Source organism: Streptosporangium sp. OZ121, assembly GCF_051918885.1.
GTDB lineage: Bacteria > Actinomycetota > Actinomycetes > Streptosporangiales > Streptosporangiaceae > Streptosporangium.
Window position 1 is genome coordinate 19430 of the sequence record NZ_JBPXMC010000034.1, and the last position, 15528, is coordinate 34957.

A 15528-nucleotide genomic window follows, 5' to 3' on the forward strand; every position below is an offset into this window, starting at 1 on the left:
GACAAGCCCGTCGGGCGGCCCCGACAGATAGACCCACCAGGTGCCCGTCGCGCGCCCGTACCAAGCCCACACGGCGGGAGCCCATCGGCGAAGCTCCGCCGACGGACTCACGCGCACTCCCGTTCAGCGAGTTCCTCCCGCAACTCAAGTCCGTCACTTGGAAAAGCTTAAACGGACGGAATACGAGTGACTCGCGAGGTCGCAGACCTGGAGTGGCGAAAGAGTAGCTACAGCGGTTCCGGCGCCGAATGCGTCGAGCTCTCCTCCCTCCGGCACCACATCCTGATCCGTGATTCCAGGAAACCTGGCGAGGAACCCCTGAATGTCACGGACACCGACTCCCTACGCTCTGCCGCAATCCGCGTCCACCGGCCCTGACGAACGATCCGGGCGAGGCCGGGCAAGCCCCGCCCCCGCTCACAACCGCCCGCTGAATGCCGCATTCAGCAGCGATTTGGTTAGAGTAACGCCTAGGTCCGCCTGCTGGTCCGAACGGTTCTGCGTGTCCTCAAGCCGGTCCAGCATCCGGGCGATTTCCTCCTGCCGCCTCTTGCTGGGAAGAGCAACCGAGAGAGACTCGAAGTCCTTCATCGATAGGGTCTGGTTCCGAAGTACCGTTCCCGTGGATGTGCTCCGGATCAGGTCGCGGCCCGCGCGAGTCTGAAAGAAGTAGTTGAGGTATCGAATATCAACTGCATCCGACGGGCGGTAGGTCAGAAAGCGGTGCGACCCGATGAAGCCTGACTCGTTGATGCCGGAGATAGCAATTGCGCCCTCCCAAGCCATGATGTTGCTTACTACCAGACGGTCCGGATGGATCTCGAAGTACTTGAGCTTGCTGAGCTCGCTGCCGGGAACTGGCGGGCGATGAAATATGCCCTTGCCGAATGAACGGATTCCAATCTGCGAGTACTGCGTGTCTGGTTCAAGTGTCACAAGGATCCGCTCGAGGCTTAGCACGTTCCCCAGCCGAGTCGGCGCATTGCCTTGCTCTTCGTGGAACACGGACTCGCGAATTGCGACGCGGAGAGCTTCCGCGCGAGAGCGAAGCTTGGCAAGCTCACCAAGCTTCGCCGTGGCGGCGTCGAGGCGGTCGGCGATGCGGCGCTGCTCGTCCAGGTTCGGCAGAGGGACGGTGGCGCTGATGAGGCGGTCGACATTGACTCGTTGACGTCGGGAGCCCATGCCGGTGCCCTGGTCGCGGAGTTTGTCATGGAGGCCAGGCCAAGTGGCCAGGTGGGCGACGTAACCAGGGTCGGCGATGGTGTTGTCGATGTGGAAGGTCGGGAATTCATGGGAGACGTACAGGCCGTCGAACTCTTCCGGCACGGTGGCGAGCGCGCCTTCCCAGCCGAAGAGCTTGCTGTAGATGAACTGCCCCTTCCGGATTCTGTTGTATTTGGGGTAATTGGTCTCGGAGCCGGTGATGGGCGGGCGCTTGAAGAGCCCGCGCCCGTAGCTGTAGATGCCCGCCGTCGTGTAAGTCGCGTCCGGGTCGATGGCTACGGTGTCTGCCTCTTGCCGCAGGAACGTGCCGAGAGCGACTTCCGGGTAGGTGGTCACGCTCATCCCTCCAGGTCCTTCGCGAGCGAGGAGAGGAGTGTGAGGATCTCGTTCTCGATGAAGATCAGATCGCCAATGAGCTCGGCGGGCGGGCGATGGGACAGATCGTCTTCCTCGGTCGGGTTAGCGAGGTCGAGGTTGTAACCCTGGCTGATGACGTCGGAGGCGGGAACGAGCCACGCGCGATCCGTTGACTCCCGGCCAGAGCGATCCAAGCCGCCCCACCACTCGATGCAGGCTTCGAACTCCTCGTAGCGCATGGGCTTGGTTTTGGCGTAGCCCTTGCGGCCTTCGGGGGGAGTGATCTCGTAGAACCAGGTTTCCTTGGTGGGGCCGGTCTTGTCGAAGAAGAGGAGGTTGGCGGGGATCTGGGTGTAGGGGGCGAAGACGCCTTGAGGGAGGCGGACGACGGTGTGGAGGTCGCACTCCTCGAGGAGCTGTTTGCGGATCTTGGCGCCGATGCCCTCGCCGAAGAGGGCGCCGTTGGGAAGGACGATGGCACAGCGGCCGTTGGGCTTCAGTTTCTTGATGACGGCGTGGAGGAAGAGCCAGGCCGTTTCGCGGGTCTGGTAGCCGGACGGGAAGCTCTTGGCGATCGAGTCCTCCTCTTCGCCGCCGAAGGGCGGGTTGGTGAGGATGACGTCGACCTGAGAGCTGGGGCCCTTCTCGTCGATCATCACGCGGAGGGAGTTGGCGTGGAGAACCTTCGGCGAGGGGATGCCGTGCAGGGTCAGGTTCATCATACAGAGCAGGAACGGCAGGGGCTTCTTCTCGATGCCGCGGATGTTGTTGAACAGTTGCTGCTGGAGGACCTTGTTGGTGGCCTGCGGGAACAGTTCGGTGTAGGCCTCGACGAGGAAGCCGCCGGTGCCGCACGCCGGGTCCATGATCGATTCGCCGAGATTGAGGAAGGTCTGCTCGACCATGAAGCGGATAACGGGGCGCGGGGTGTAGAACTCGCCAGAGTCGCCCGCGGCGTCGCGCATCTGCTTCAGCAGGTCCTCGTACAGGAACGCCATCGTGTGGATGTCGTCGCTGCTGTTGAAGTCGATGCCGCGGATCTGGTTGACCAGGTCGCGGAACAGGTAGCCCGACAGCATCCGGTTCTGGACGCCAGCGAACACCTGGCCGAGGACGTTGCGCGGGTCGCCAGGCACGTCGCTGCGCATGCTCGCGAGTTCCGGCAGAAGCTTGACGTTGACGAACGCCAGCAGGTCCGCGCCGGTGAACGTCTCGTCGTCGGCCCAGGCCCGCCACTGGTACTCCGGTTTGATGATCGGGTCTTCGCCGAACACCTCGCGTTCGGCCTCTAGCGCGTCGAAGGAACGCAGGAACAGCAGCCAGGACAGTAGGGGCAGGCGGTCCAGGTCGCCGTTGAGGCCCGCATCCTTGCGCATGATGTCGCGGGCCGACTTGATGACGGCCGACAGACGGGCGCGGGAGGTCGTGTCCTGCTTCTTCGCGGGTGGGGCCATGGTCGTCAGAGATCCTTGTTCGTTGGCTGGATGTTCAGATCGATGAGGGTGCGGGCGAGAGTCGTCACGCGGAAGCCGTCGCGGTGCTCGACGTTGGCGGGGGACAGGTCAGCGCGGTGGGTGAGCACGGCGGGGTCCCGCTGGCGGAATCCGGGCGGAACCGTCATGTGCACGACGGCTGGGTCGACCGGCGCGAGGCCGTGGACGCTCAGGGCTGTCTCGTGGGAGAAGACCGCGCGGTCCAGGCTCCACAGGGACCATCGGACCAGATGGTCCAGGTCGCTCGACGGGAGGTCGGCGTACTCGCGGAAGCGGTACAGGCCCCGGTCGATGCGCGTCCAGTTGCCCCGGCGGACGTGGAAGTACTGCGACTGGTAGGAGTAGCCGTCAAGCAGCGCCTGGGCCGCCGTGAAGAAGCCGCGCTGACGGGCGGCCCGGCGCCAGAGCCGGGTCCGGGGTTCCTTCTCCCGCTGCCTCATACATGGAAGGTTAGCGCAGGTGAAACTTATAGTCGTTTTTAGTTTTGTGCACGATAGGGGATTGCTTCTTCCGTTCCGAAAGAAATCAGGAGGCCTCGTACAAACGGGTTCTTAGCTGGTCGACGGCGACACGGAGCCCGGCCCCGGCGCGGTCTCCGAAACGCTCGGCGATCTCGACGACGGTGCCGAAGCCACGATAGGGAGGTGTCTTCATAGAGTCGGAGTCCAGCTCGAGTTCCTTCTCGTTGTGGGAGGAGTACTGCTCCAGCAGGCGTTCGAGGATCGCGCGGGCCTCGGGGGCGAACGACTCCAGGAACTCGCGGTGCTGGAGTTTGAAGCGGAGTGCTCGTTCCGAGCGCGAGAGCACGGGGAGGCCCCAGCCGAGATAGATCAGGAGGTCGATGGCGTCGGCGTCGGGGCGACCCGTCAGCTCGCCGAGGTCGGCGGAGCTGATTCCTGAGGACTCCAGCCGCTTGCGCAGCTCCGCGCGGCTCCGGCTGTGTGCCCACTGGGCGAGCAGTTGGTTCGGGGACAGGTCGAGCTCGTGGAGTCTGTCCTTGATGAACTGCTCCAGCCGAACCAGCCGTAGTCGCAGGCCGGTGCCATCGGTCTCGGTGACGAAGACGGCCGTGCCGACGATGCTGACCTCGACGTCGTCGATGTAGTAGGTGCGGCCCTCGGCGCGGATGTCATCGATCTCGTCGGGGTCGGTGATCATCCGAGGCAGCTCGCCGCCTTCCGCACCGAGGTACTCGGCCTCGGGTTCGGCAATCTCGTCCGGGTCCGGTTCAGGTTCGGTGTCGTCGAGGTCCTCGGGGAAGGTGATGAAGCTGCCGTCAGGGTCTGCCTCGTCGCGGAGCCGCCGGAGCGGCGGGCCATCGAACTTGGGGTCGTAGAACAAGCGGGTCGCGTCCACGAAGTCGATGATGTCGAACGCGAACTTTCCGGTCTCGGGCGACAGGCGGGTGCCGCGGCCGATCGTCTGCTTGAACTCCGGCATCGAGCGGATCACTCGGAACAACACGATGTTGCGGACGGTCGGGATGTCGACGCCCGTCGACAGCATCCGCGACGTCACCGCGATGACCGGGACTTCGGAGCTGGCGTCGCGGAATTCGTCCAGACGCTCCCGGCCGGCCTCGTGGTCGTCTCCGGTGATCCGGCAGACCCACTTGTGGCCGTGCCGCTGCGACAGGTCGGCGTTGGCGCGGGTCAGCGCCTCGACCATGCGCATCGCGTGGTCGTTGGTCTGGCAGAACACGATGGTCTTGTGCATTCGGCCGGTCTTATGCAGATACTCCGTCAGGTAGCGGGCTACCTCGTCGGTGCGATCGAGGATCGCCACGATGCGCTCGAAGTCCTTCGGCCCGTAGAGCTCGTCGGGGATTTCTCTGCCGTACATGTCGAGCTGACCTGCGTCTGGCCGCCAGCCGTACAGGTCGATATCGAGCCGGACGTTGCGGACCCGGTAAGGGGCGAGGAAACCGTCGCGAATGCCCTGGGCGAGGGAGTACTCGTAGATCGCGTCGCCAAAGTAGTGGTAAGTGTCGACGTCCTTACGGCTGATCGGCGTGGCCGTCAGACCCAGCTGGACGGCGGGCTCGAAGTACTCCAGGATCTCGCGCCACTGCGAGCCCTCCGAGGCGCTGCCCCGATGGCACTCGTCGACGATGATGAGGTCGAAGAAGTCCCGGTCGAACCTCGTGTAGAAGTCCTGCGCCCCGCCGGGCTGCGACAGCGACTGGTACAGCGCGAAGTAGATGTTGCGGCTCTTCTGCACTCGGCCCTGGCCGAGCCGGTGGACGGCCTCGCCGAACATCTCGGTGAAGTAGTCGTCCTTGGGCTGGTCGATGAGGATGTTCCGGTCGGCGAGATACAGGACACGGGGCCGCCGCCCCTTTTCTGGCCAGTTCGCGTTCCACAGCTTCGCAACGATCTGCGCCGAGACCAGGGTCTTGCCCGTGCCGGTGGCCAGCACTAGGAGTAACCGTCGTTGGCCCTTGGCGATGGCCTGGACGGCTCGGTTGATCGCGTTGCGCTGGTAGTAGCGGGGGTCCTTCGGAGTGCCGTCCCAGTTGCGTGTCAGTGTGAACGGCGCGGACGCCAGGTCGGCATGAGCGTCGTCGTCGAGGGATCGGTCGCCGCGGTACCGGGCCCAGAGCTGCTCCGGCGTGGGGAACTCTGAGATCTCCGAGATCAGGCCAGTCCGGTAGTCGACCTCGATGGTGCGGGTGCCGTTCGTCGAGTAGGCGAACGGGACGTCCAGCAGCTCGGCGTAGCGCTTGGCCTGCTCGAAACCCTCAGCGGGATCAATACGGGAGCGTTTGGCCTCGACGACGGCGAGCGGCAGGCCGTCGGAGTACTCCAGCACGTAATCGGCGATCAGCGGGCGCTGCTGATGGTGGCGGCGGGCGGTCGGCTGGATCCGGCCGCGATTGATCCGGTACCGGCTCTTGATCTGCTCTTCTACATTCCAACCGGCCCGGACGAGAGCGGGCAGGACGAACCGCTCGCAGGTCTCGTCCTCGGTGGGGTTGCCGCTACTGGAAGTCACCCTTCATTTCTACCCGGAGGGTGTGACAATTTCCGGACTATCGATCCCAAACCCCCTTTGAATGCGGATTGGATCTTCGGCAGGATGACGGCTCAGTCGGTTGCCTCGCCTTTCGTGACTACGGAACGATGCGAAGTACCGGGCCTTGGTTCAGCCATCCCAAGAAGCTCACGGACCCGTGAGGGGGCCAGGCAAGCTGGTCGGCTAGGTCCTGCATGCAGGCTCCACCGACTCCCGTGTTCTGGGCTTGGCACCGGCAACGCGGAGCGACGCCCGGGCACGCTGTCGGACGCCTAGTTCGCCGATGTGAGGGGCGCGGTCAGATCGTCCTCAACGGAGACCAGCTCGGCGATCTTGTTGGCAATGTCTGCTATCGAATCATCCGCCGTGTTCAACACATTTCGGGAGGCAAGTAAGGGGCTAACCTTCCGGAGTTCGTCGTAAGTCGTCTCGTGCACGACCGGGAGCAGTAGGTCACGTGCAAGGAGCTCCGAGAGCTCCTTGTCAGAGACGCCCCGGCGGTCGACGCGTTTCAGTAGCGCTGGGGTGACCAGGACGAGACCCGTACGCGACCTCGCCAGGCCTCTGTCGATCTCCCGCATGAACGGTTGGCCGAGCACGATGTCCTTCTCGCTGAACCAGACCGACACGCCCTCTGCATCCAGCAGGTCGTGCAACTCCTTAGCAGCACCGCGCCGGTCATCCCACGCGTGGCAGAGGAAGACATCGCGAAGGTCTGGCTCTAGACGCGCACGCAACTCGACGGTGCGGCGAATGGGAGTCAGCGCCCGCACCTCGGCAGGCGTGTAAGTTATGGAGGAGGTGCTCGGTGACCAAGGCGGCCGCGTTCTGCCGCTAGTGGAGCCGCCTCTACTGCTCGCGTCGCCCCCGCTACTGCTCCGTGACATGTAATCCGGCTGCGGATAGTAAGGCCGGGGCGATGAGTACCCGGAGCGTCAGCTACTACACGCAGGGCAAGCCGCAGCTGCGCTGGCGGTTCGACGGCCCCGGACCGGGGCCGTACAAGAACTCATAACGCACGGTAGTCCACGCGGCTCCTGGAGCCATCTCGTTGACGCGTAGCCCGGGGTCGTCTAGCGATCATAGGTCGACTCAGGCCGCTCCATGTAGCTCGGCAAGCAGGGCACGCAGGCTGTCCTCGCCGTGACGGACTGCGGCAGTGAGGGCATCCAGGTGGGCTGCTGGGAGGTAGCCGGCGCCGAACCCCGAGGCGGTGAGCACGCCGGCGACTTCCTGTTCCTGCTGCGGGGTCATGCGGGAGCGCATCCCGTGGTGCCCCATGACCTCTCGGGCAGCGTAGGCGTCCGTGCAGGCCACGCCGACGACAGTGGACCGCAGGTCGAAGTCATATGCCGTGGGTCGGTCGGCGGTCAGGTCGAGCATGGTCAGGGTGAGCCGAGTCCGGAACGCTGCGGTCATCGGGTCGGGGTCGGTGATCAGCGCGAGAGTTTCCCGCCCCGCATGGTCCAGTTCGTCCTGTGGTGTTGGCGTGGTCGGAGGACGGCAGTAGACGCGCAGGATGGCGGCGACGGCGTTCTCCCAGGGCTCTGTGGGAACGCTGGAGTCGATCATGGTGGCGGCCTGCTGCGGGAGGCCCTGTTCCATCAGCGACATGATCGTGAGCTGGCGGCCGTCGAGAAGCCGCTGACCGACGCCGCGGTGCGCGGCCATGGATTCGGCCGCCTCGGTCCAACGGCCGACGCTCGCGAGGGCTCTGGCGCCATCGATCAGCAGGGCGACCCACAGCTCCGTACAGATCGTGCGGTGGTCCGCGACGGTCCGGATCAACGGCGACAGGTCGACGGCGTGATCGCGGATGACGGTGGCGCCGCGCTGCTCGGCGGCCCGGTACAACTGCTGCAGCACCGCGAAGGCAGCGCTACCTTCACCTTCGCGGATCAGGAGCCGGGCGATGTTCACCAGTGGCATCAGCGACATCACGGCGATGTCCTGGTCCAGGCTCTCGGCTTCGGCGAAGACCTTGTGCTGCCGCCAGCACAATTCGGCTGCCAGGTCGGGCATGCCGCTGTCGGAGGCGATGAGCGCGGAGAAGTTGAGGACACCGCAGGCGCGGGCCACCCGCTTGGAGTGGTCCGCGCCGGGTGTTTCGGCGGTCAGCGCGGTGAGCTCTGCAATGCGCTTGTCCAGTGGAAGCCCGGGGGGTTTGGGTCGGCAGACCAGCGGGATACGGGCGGCGATCGCAGGGTTCATCACGCTGCTCCCCTTCCTACGGCCAGTCGATGACGAGTCGGCTGTTGGTCTTGTCGATGACGAAGCGTGAGTCAGCGGCCTTCAGCAGGTCGCGGTTGGCGGCTGTGGCCATGCGGAAGCCGGGGGCCGGGGCGTTGTTGCCGTAGTCGCGGTCCCATTCCTGGATCGCGGCGGCGACCTGCTCGGCGAGGTCGGCGGCGCGCGGGCCGTGACCGATGACGCCGATCTCCCAGAACCGGCCCACGGTGTCTTCACCCTCGCGGACGGTCAGATAGGCCAGGCTGTCGCCGTCGAGCGCCGCCATCGAACCCCACCCGAAATGCGGGGTGAACCCGGGCCGCCGGCCAGGCACCCGGGACAGGCCGTTGGGCAGGACGCACGCCAACCACAGATAGACCCACTCCCAGGGTGAACCCTGCCGGAGCTTCACGCCCGTGTAGACCTGGTGGGAGGGCTCGTCCAGGACGGTCCGCATCGCCTCCCGGTCCACGAGCTGCTCACCGTAGGTTTCCAGCCGGACGTTGCCCTCCCCGGCCATGGGGACCACCGTACGGACGTCATCACACACGCCTTTGCGCAGCGGGACGAATGTGGCCATCTCGCAGGAGACGGTCTTCCAGGTCTCGCCGTCGCGCTCGAAGGCGAAGGAGCGGGAGATACTGCCGCGGATCCGCATCGGGATGACGAGACGGCCGTCCGGGGCCAGTTGATTCAGGACGGGGAGGGGGATGTCACCGGCGCCCACGGTGAACTGGATCCGATCGAACGGGGCATGCTCGGGCAGACCGGCCGCGCCATCGGCCAGCAGCGCGGTCACGTTCGACGCGCTGGCAGCGGCCAGATGCTTCGCGGCGGTGTTGACGAGGTCAGTGTCGACGTCCACCGTCCACACGCGGCCGCCGGGGGTGACGAGCCGCCCGAGGAGAGCGGCGTTGTAGCCGGTAGCCGCCCCGGCCTCCAGGACCTTGTGGCCGGGCTCTGTGCCCAGTTGCTCCAGTTGGGTGGCGACGATCGACGGCGCGGAGATGCAGGAGATCATCTCGCCGTCTCGGTCGTTCTTCACCGACACGGCGTCATCGACGTAGGCGGCGACGACCTCGACGTCGGGGATGAACCGGTGGCGCTCGACCTCCCGGAAGGCGTCGATGATCTCAGGGGTGCGCAGGTGGCCGGAGCCGGTGAGCTTGTCCACCATGGTGTTGCGCAGCTCGGCGGGGTCGGTCGTGGTGATGGTGCTCTCCATCCTCTTGAAAATAAGGGTTACGGGTGCGGACTGACTGCTGGACACGGTGGCTGGGTCGCCGTCTCCGAAGGCGACGTTCCAGCCCAGCCAGGCCGTGGCAGCCTGCTCGGCCACGGGTGTGGCCGCGCGGTTGAAAGCGAAGATCGCGTGGTGGGCGAGGACCGCGCGCAGCCCCCGCCGGAGTTGCCCACTGGTCGCGAGCCGGGCCAGGCGGCGGCCGGCGTCCTCGAACGCGGCGACGCGGTCAGGCCAGCCGGGTTCGGTGGTGTCCCGCTTGGCGGCGTCGGTGTTCATGAGGCGCCGCATGGCAGTGATCGCAGACGCCTGGTGGGCCGCCTGCGGTGGGTCGATCGCCGGGCGGAGGTTGCCGAATGTCGCCCACACGTCGCTGATCTCGAACGGGTCGAGGCCCGCCGCGCGGTTCATGGTGGAGAGCAGCAGGATGCACCGCTCGCGGGCGTACGGGCTGCCGGTCTCGGCCAAGGCCGCGGGGCTGTCGGCGCACCACACCTCGTGGGCGATGGCCATACCCTGCTCGCCGCCGAAGGTTTCGATCTCTGGTTCGTAGATGCCGCCAACCCAACCGGACGCGACCTCGTCGGCGACGAGCTGATCGAGCAGGTCGGCAGCGGGCCTCTCGGTGCGCAGCCGGAGATTGCCTTCCTTACGCAGGAAGTGGAAACGCCGGCCGGACAGCGCGGCCACGAGTGCGGTCGCAGCCTTCGGGGTCGCTCCGGCATCGCTGGGAAAGCGGATGGTGGCGTGCCACCACTTCGGTTCGTCGGGCAGCGGTAGGTTCTCGTCGTTCCAGTCCATGTCCTTGGTTCGCTCCTGCTCGGTTGTGGTGACGGGTCAGTTGATCAACAGGGCGCGGGTCCAGCCGGTCACGTTGGAGCCCTTCAGCGCCATGACCGCCCCGGCTCGGCCTTCCATGAACCCGGGCTTGGACAGTGCGGGGATCCCCGCTTCCAACCTCTGGCGGGTCTGCCGGATGGGCTCGGCGAACCGGTCGGGGGTACGGCTGTCGGCGGCGAGGGCGGTCGTGACGGTCAGCAGCCCGGCCCAGCCGTGGCAGAGGGACGCATCGGTGACTCGGCTCAGGCGGGCCGGGTCAGTGAGGGCGGCGATGGCGAGTTCCTCGCCCTTCTGCCTACGGGCGTCGTCGCCGAGCGCGCAGGCTGCCAGTTGCAGCGTGCGGGCGATACCAAGATCCCCGTAGCACCAGGAGGGGCGCAGGGGCGGCGCCTGCAACGCCTCAGCGGCGAGCGGGTCCAGGGTGATCCAGTAGAAGGAGCCGAACTTCTCCAGCCAGGCCGTGAACGTCTTGATGGCGTCTGTCTGGCCTTCCACCAGGATGCCGCGGCGGGCGGCGAGAGACAGCAGCGCCAACGGGCCGGCGATGCCGTGGGCTACCCCGTTGTTCGCATGGCCACCGGTGATCTCCTTATGCGTGGGGCTGTCCGGCGACCACCACCCGGGCAGGACCTGGGCATTGGCTTCGACCGGGACTGCCAGCGTCACCAGGTAGGCCAGCACCTCCTGCAGTAGCGGCTGGGGCGATCCTGCTCGGGCAAGCAGCACCACCCCCAGCCCGGTGAGCCCTCGGACGAGATCGAACTCTGCCAGTGCCGGGAGCCGGGTCGCCTTTCGTCGGCAGTGGGCCGCGGCGAGCCGGGCGGCCACGACCCGGTCGACGGCCGCCCGAACGGTCTGGTCGACGCGCCCGGCACGGCCAAGCACGAACTCCAGGGCCGGGGCGCCGTGGAACAGAGAAGCGTTGGAGCCGGTGCTGACGCCGCCGACGACCGCCTCGGCCAGCAGAGGCCGGGCTGCGGCAAGGTTGCCGCGCTCGATGTGCAGCAACGCCATCCCCAGCGCGCCCTCGGCCAGGGCCTGCGTCGTGGGCGGGCTCATCGGCCCGCCCTTACCGCGACGACGATGCTGTGGGCCCGCCCGCCGATCCATCCATCTACGTCCGGCGGCGGCGCCTCGTAGAGCACCGCGATGGGGGAGCCGCACAGGTGCGTACGGAGGACGTCCAGGTCCATCTCCTCGGTGAGGTCCAGCAGCAGGCGCTGGTCGTCCATGGCCAGGAGCACGCGGTCAGGCACACCCGCCCGGCCGCGCCAAGCGTGCAGCTGCGCGGCCCACTCCTCTAGGGATGCCGCACGGCCGGGCAGGGCGCGGGCCCGAAGCTGCCAGCGGGCGGCAACGATGATGCTGCGCCGATAGTGCAGCCCCGGCGTGAACGGCAGCGTCCACGCCGCACCCCAGTCGAACCAGGTCACCTGCGGAGTCGCGGCCCGGCTGATCTCGGCCAGGAACCGGGCCAGCGGCGGGGTGAAGTTGTTCCACATGAAGTTGAGCGCGGTCAGCGCGAGCAGCTCCAGGCGCTCCCCGGTGGCGGCCACCGCGAGGTAGAGGTGGCTATCGCGCAGACCTACGACCAGATCAGAAGGGACGAACACCGTGGCGTCGCTGCCCCGGTGCTCTCCGACGCTGACCAGCTTCGGCAGGACTTGCGGGGTGCGTGTGAGTAGGTCGGCCTCGACGCGGGAGGGATGGAACGACAACTGAGCCAGTTTCGCCACTGGGTCAACCGTGGGAAGGGCCACTTGCCCGACGGCCTGCGGGAACAGGTGCCCGAATCGTCCCGTCATCGTGCCTGCCGCCCTGGAGACGGTGTGAACGCGGACGCGGAAGTCGCCTCGGTCGAGCGCCGGAAGTGAACGGGCTTGGACCTGTGCGCACACCTCGAAGTGCGGGGCCAGGGCGGTGGGTTCGCCTGCGGCCGCCTCCAACTCCTCGATGAGCGGCTCGGACAGGATCACCGTCCGGTGGCGTTCGACGGCGGCGGTCCCTGCGAGATCCAACAGCAGCCGGTCGCGCCGCGACATCGGTCGTGGCGGCTCGGACACCGAGCCGAACCCGTCAGGCAGGCCCAACCCGTTGTCCGGGTCAACGAGCTGCTCCAGGCTGACCTCGGCGTCTTCGCCCCATCGGGCGGCGAACTGCTCGGTGTAGCTCCGCCACGCCCGGGTGCCGGTTGGGTTGGCCGCGAGCCTGGCCAGCACGGTCGCTACGGTTTCCATCTCGACCGCGACGGTCTCCGGCAGCCGAACCGTGGCGTCCAGCCGTAGATCCACGTACGCCTCCCGATCGCGGGCGTCCAAGGCGACGGCAGGCAGGACGGCTGCCGGCTCAACGACCGTGGCGGGGGCACGCAGCGCCGACAGCAGCAGCCGAAGCCGCAGCAGCTCCGCGAGAAACGCCGCCTGGCGGTGTTCCTCCACCTGCGGGAACTCTGCGGCGAGTTTGCCCGCGAGCGCCGCATACCGGATGGGTGACGTGGCCGCCTGGAGAACGAGCGTCAGCGCAGGCGTCAGCGCGAGGGAGAACTCCGACGCGCCCTCGGACGGCACGAAGACGCGGCCGCCACGCACATACGCCAGGTTGTTGACGCACACCTCGACGGCCGCCATCGACGCGCCGTCGGCCTCCCGGGTGCTGATCACCTTGTCCAGCGCCCGGGGGTCGGCTCGGGTGACGATCTCGTGCTCATCCCCGACAAGCACGGCGGATGTCTCGCCGAAATCGACCAGGCAGACGCCGGCGAACAGGCCGAACGGCGTGGACCTGTGCTCATACCTGATGGTGTACCGGGCGACCGCGAGTGCGGCGCGACGCGCCCGGCGAGCGTTCACCAACCGCCCGTCCAGGACTGCCTCCACCTGGCGGGCCAGGTCCAGGCTGGCACTGGAGACCGCGCGCCGGAACGTGTCATCGGCCCAGATCGGGCCGAGCCAGGAACGCCACTGCTCGGAGGACGCGGCGGGCCCCGGCCACTGCGGCAGGACGGGGGCGGAAAGGTTCACCGCCGCGCGCAGCATCCCGGCGCCCGTGCACCGGTACAGGGTCCGCCGCGACCGCGTCATCACTCACGCTCCGTTCTGGGGAAAAGGGGGGCGCGGGCCCGTACGGACCCGCGCCCCGCGGACTACGAGGTCGTGCAGGCGCTCGGGCAGGAGGTTCCGCAGTTGTCGCCGGTGCTGCACATCAGCACCGTGTCGGCCGCCGGGGTGTTCTCGATGAACTCGATGTTGAGGGCGAACGGGTCGAACGTCTCTCCCGTGTCGACCGCGGCCGTCTCCTCCGGGGTCAGAGTGCTCATGTCTCTACTCCTTGTCCTGTTTCGGGTTCCTGACGTGGGGTGTCCACGCCAGCCGGGCAGGGGTATGGTCAGCCCGCTTCCGCCTGGTTCACATACGGGTCGGCCTCGTACCACTCACCGCGGCTGGTGTGGTCAAGGTGGTGCTTGCGCACCGGGGCGGCGTACATCTGGATGACGTCGCGGTAGGCCCGGCCTCGGCTGGTTTGCTCGTGCCCGCGCCTGTCGGCGGGACGGAGCACGAAGAACTCGCCGCCCTCCGACGCCAGTTCGTACCGGCCGCGGCACGAGGTGTGTCTGACCCGGAGGATGGCGCCGTGTGACGCGTACGGCTCCCACTCGGGGGTGGGGCCCTCCTGCTTGACCGCCTGCGGCTGACGGGTTCTCGTCATCCTCGTCTGCTCTCTCCACGAGGCGTGCGGCCCGCTGGGGGAGGAAGGCGGACAACCTGCACTCCTCGACAGGGTGCCCGCCTTCCCCCCTGGCTGGCCCGCTGGCGAGCCTGCGCGCTCGCCACGTGGGAAGGGTCCGGCCAGGGGCTGGAGCCCGCCACCCACGACGACCTCCCGGGGCACATCGTGGGCGGCGGGTCGTAGGCGGCGCGGGGCAGCATGGGTGCCAGGTAGGGGCATGTGCCCGCGCCGGAGTACGTGGACGGCCGCACGTTGTGAACCTGCTCGGCTGTCCACGCCAAGACGAGGAGAAGCAACACGGCCACCCGGCGGCGACCGCCAGGAACGCGTCACCGTACGTGAACACGATGCGCTCCCGCCTGGTGTGGTCTGGGGCCCCGAGGTCTTCCGGACCGACGGGGTGCCGCCGGGGCCGGTGATCGTCTCGGGGCCGCCTCTGGCAGATCCTCACGGCCACCCGGGACGGGTGTGGTGGGCGGCCGGTCCGCGGCCATGGCGCGCGGGGAGGCTCGCCAGAGATCAAGTTCAGCTTCCTGCATGCGCTGCCATAGCTCGGCGGCGCTGCGCCCCATGGCGGTGCGACATAGTCGCGGGTCGGAGCACTCCCATGCCTGCAGGACCCGCCAGTACGGGCGCCACAGGACAACCCAGCGGGGCGCCCGCGCCTGTATCAGTTCGGCGACCTCGACGGCGCCGGGGTCATACCGGGGCTGCATCGAGCACTTCACGAAGGTGTGCGGGGAGGCGACAGCCCGCGCGACAGCCGCTGCGTTCTCTTGGACGACCTCCGTTACCCCAGGAAGCGCCCCCTTCAGCTTGCCGGCGGCTGCACGGTCGGCCTCGAAGCCGTCCTTGTCGGAGCCTGCGAGCGCGGCGTACGTGCGCTCTACCGCTGGCACGTTCGGGTTGAATTCGCTGCCGGGCAGTGGTGCGACGAAGGTGTCAATCATCATGGGGTCCTTGGCGAATTGGTTCGAATTGGTCATGGGGAACGGCGCGGGCCAGAGTCACGACCGGTCGGCCGGCGGAAGAGCCAGTGGCACGGAGGGCTCCCCGCACGACCAGCAGCCGCGCCCCAATCGCGTTCAGCTGTTCCCGCCGCCGAGTCGCGACGGGCTTCTCGCCCAGGTGGTGCGTAGTGGGCAGCACCACCCCGTAGGCGCCGGACATGAGAAGGACGTCCAGCAGGCCGGCGAAGGCCGGGTCGTCCGACGATGCGGCCCCTCGATCGGTGAAGACGCCGCAGAGCTGCAGTTCGTGCTGCTCGCAGTATTGGGCGAGGGCTACCGTCAGGGCGGCGTGCCGCTCGGGCGTCGAACGATGCAGCCGCAGGTACCCGTAGACGATCGGGCTGTCCACATCGTGTTGTTCGGTGAGTGTCCACAAGGTAGCCGTCCTTAC

Annotated in this window: 13 protein-coding genes; 1 reads left to right on the forward strand and 12 read right to left on the reverse strand. The window is 67.4% G+C overall.

Annotated features, from left to right (window positions below):
• Window positions 1–186: 186 nt before the first annotated feature.
• Complete coding sequence (locus ACTOQ1_RS37045; RefSeq protein ID WP_440072660.1) at window positions 187–378, forward strand: DUF397 domain-containing protein; 192 nt, start codon at window positions 187–189, stop codon at window positions 376–378.
• 39 nt (window positions 379–417) lie between these two features.
• Here the strand turns inward: ACTOQ1_RS37045 and ACTOQ1_RS37050 are convergent, their stop codons facing one another.
• From ACTOQ1_RS37050 to ACTOQ1_RS37105, 12 genes are all read right to left on the reverse strand, one after another.
• Window positions 418–1569 (reverse strand): restriction endonuclease subunit S, encoded by a 1152-nt coding sequence (locus ACTOQ1_RS37050; RefSeq protein WP_440072662.1) that lies wholly within the window; start codon window positions 1567–1569, stop codon window positions 418–420.
• Complete coding sequence (locus tag ACTOQ1_RS37055; RefSeq protein WP_440072664.1) at window positions 1566–3038, reverse strand: HsdM family class I SAM-dependent methyltransferase; 1473 nt, start codon at window positions 3036–3038, stop codon at window positions 1566–1568. The genes ACTOQ1_RS37050 and ACTOQ1_RS37055 overlap by 4 nt, the downstream gene beginning before the upstream one ends.
• Window positions 3039–3043: 5 nt before the next feature.
• Window positions 3044–3517: a type IV toxin-antitoxin system AbiEi family antitoxin domain-containing protein gene (locus tag ACTOQ1_RS37060; RefSeq protein WP_440072666.1), complete on the reverse strand. Its 474-nt coding sequence runs from the start codon at window positions 3515–3517 to the stop codon at window positions 3044–3046.
• An 85-nt stretch (window positions 3518–3602) separates the two neighbouring features.
• Complete coding sequence (hsdR, locus tag ACTOQ1_RS37065) at window positions 3603–6071, reverse strand: EcoAI/FtnUII family type I restriction enzme subunit R (protein WP_440072668.1); 2469 nt, start codon at window positions 6069–6071, stop codon at window positions 3603–3605.
• A 293-nt stretch (window positions 6072–6364) separates the two neighbouring features.
• The gene (locus ACTOQ1_RS37070; RefSeq protein WP_440072669.1) at window positions 6365–6979 is read right to left on the reverse strand and encodes a toll/interleukin-1 receptor domain-containing protein; all 615 of its coding nucleotides are present in this window, start codon (window positions 6977–6979) and stop codon (window positions 6365–6367) included.
• 205 nt (window positions 6980–7184) lie between these two features.
• The gene (locus ACTOQ1_RS37075; RefSeq protein ID WP_440072671.1) at window positions 7185–8303 is read right to left on the reverse strand and encodes a hypothetical protein; all 1119 of its coding nucleotides are present in this window, start codon (window positions 8301–8303) and stop codon (window positions 7185–7187) included.
• 16 nt (window positions 8304–8319) lie between these two features.
• Complete coding sequence (gene fxlM, locus ACTOQ1_RS37080; protein ID WP_440072672.1) at window positions 8320–10362, reverse strand: methyltransferase, FxLD system; 2043 nt, start codon at window positions 10360–10362, stop codon at window positions 8320–8322.
• Window positions 10363–10398: 36 nt separating this feature from the next.
• Window positions 10399–11460 (reverse strand): lanthionine synthetase C family protein, encoded by a 1062-nt coding sequence (locus ACTOQ1_RS37085; protein WP_440072674.1) that lies wholly within the window; start codon window positions 11458–11460, stop codon window positions 10399–10401.
• Window positions 11457–13481, reverse strand: a complete 2025-nt coding sequence (locus ACTOQ1_RS37090; protein ID WP_440072676.1) for a lantibiotic dehydratase family protein — start codon at window positions 13479–13481, stop codon at window positions 11457–11459. The genes ACTOQ1_RS37085 and ACTOQ1_RS37090 overlap by 4 nt, the downstream gene beginning before the upstream one ends.
• Window positions 13482–13543: 62 nt before the next feature.
• A complete protein-coding gene (locus ACTOQ1_RS37095; RefSeq protein WP_440072677.1) occupies window positions 13544–13717 on the reverse strand; it encodes an FxLD family lanthipeptide in 174 nt (57 codons plus the stop codon).
• 68 nt (window positions 13718–13785) lie between these two features.
• A complete protein-coding gene (locus ACTOQ1_RS37100) occupies window positions 13786–14106 on the reverse strand; it encodes a hypothetical protein (RefSeq protein WP_440072678.1) in 321 nt (106 codons plus the stop codon).
• A gap of 963 nt (window positions 14107–15069) precedes the next feature.
• Window positions 15070–15513 carry a recombinase family protein gene (locus ACTOQ1_RS37105; RefSeq protein ID WP_440072680.1) on the reverse strand — a complete coding sequence of 148 codons (444 nt, stop codon included), beginning with the start codon at window positions 15511–15513 and terminating at the stop codon, window positions 15070–15072.
• Window positions 15514–15528 lie beyond the last annotated feature (15 nt).

Bases quoted from the DNA above. Each gene is read 5' to 3' on its own strand.
- ACTOQ1_RS37055 (WP_440072664.1), bottom strand. From the start codon at position 3,038: ATGGCCCCACCCGCGAAGAAGCAGGACACGACCTCCCGCGCCCGTCTG.
- ACTOQ1_RS37090 (WP_440072676.1), bottom strand. From the start codon at position 13,481: ATGACGCGGTCGCGGCGGACCCTGTACCGGTGCACGGGCGCCGGGATG.
- ACTOQ1_RS37070 (WP_440072669.1), bottom strand. From the start codon at position 6,979: ATGTCACGGAGCAGTAGCGGGGGCGACGCGAGCAGTAGAGGCGGCTCC.
- ACTOQ1_RS37100 (WP_440072678.1), bottom strand. From the start codon at position 14,106: ATGACGAGAACCCGTCAGCCGCAGGCGGTCAAGCAGGAGGGCCCCACC.
- ACTOQ1_RS37075 (WP_440072671.1), bottom strand. From the start codon at position 8,303: ATGAACCCTGCGATCGCCGCCCGTATCCCGCTGGTCTGCCGACCCAAA.
- ACTOQ1_RS37095 (WP_440072677.1), bottom strand. From the start codon at position 13,717: ATGAGCACTCTGACCCCGGAGGAGACGGCCGCGGTCGACACGGGAGAG.
- ACTOQ1_RS37085 (WP_440072674.1), bottom strand. From the start codon at position 11,460: ATGAGCCCGCCCACGACGCAGGCCCTGGCCGAGGGCGCGCTGGGGATG.
- ACTOQ1_RS37050 (WP_440072662.1), bottom strand. From the start codon at position 1,569: ATGAGCGTGACCACCTACCCGGAAGTCGCTCTCGGCACGTTCCTGCGG.
- fxlM (WP_440072672.1), bottom strand. From the start codon at position 10,362: ATGGACTGGAACGACGAGAACCTACCGCTGCCCGACGAACCGAAGTGG.
- ACTOQ1_RS37060 (WP_440072666.1), bottom strand. From the start codon at position 3,517: ATGAGGCAGCGGGAGAAGGAACCCCGGACCCGGCTCTGGCGCCGGGCC.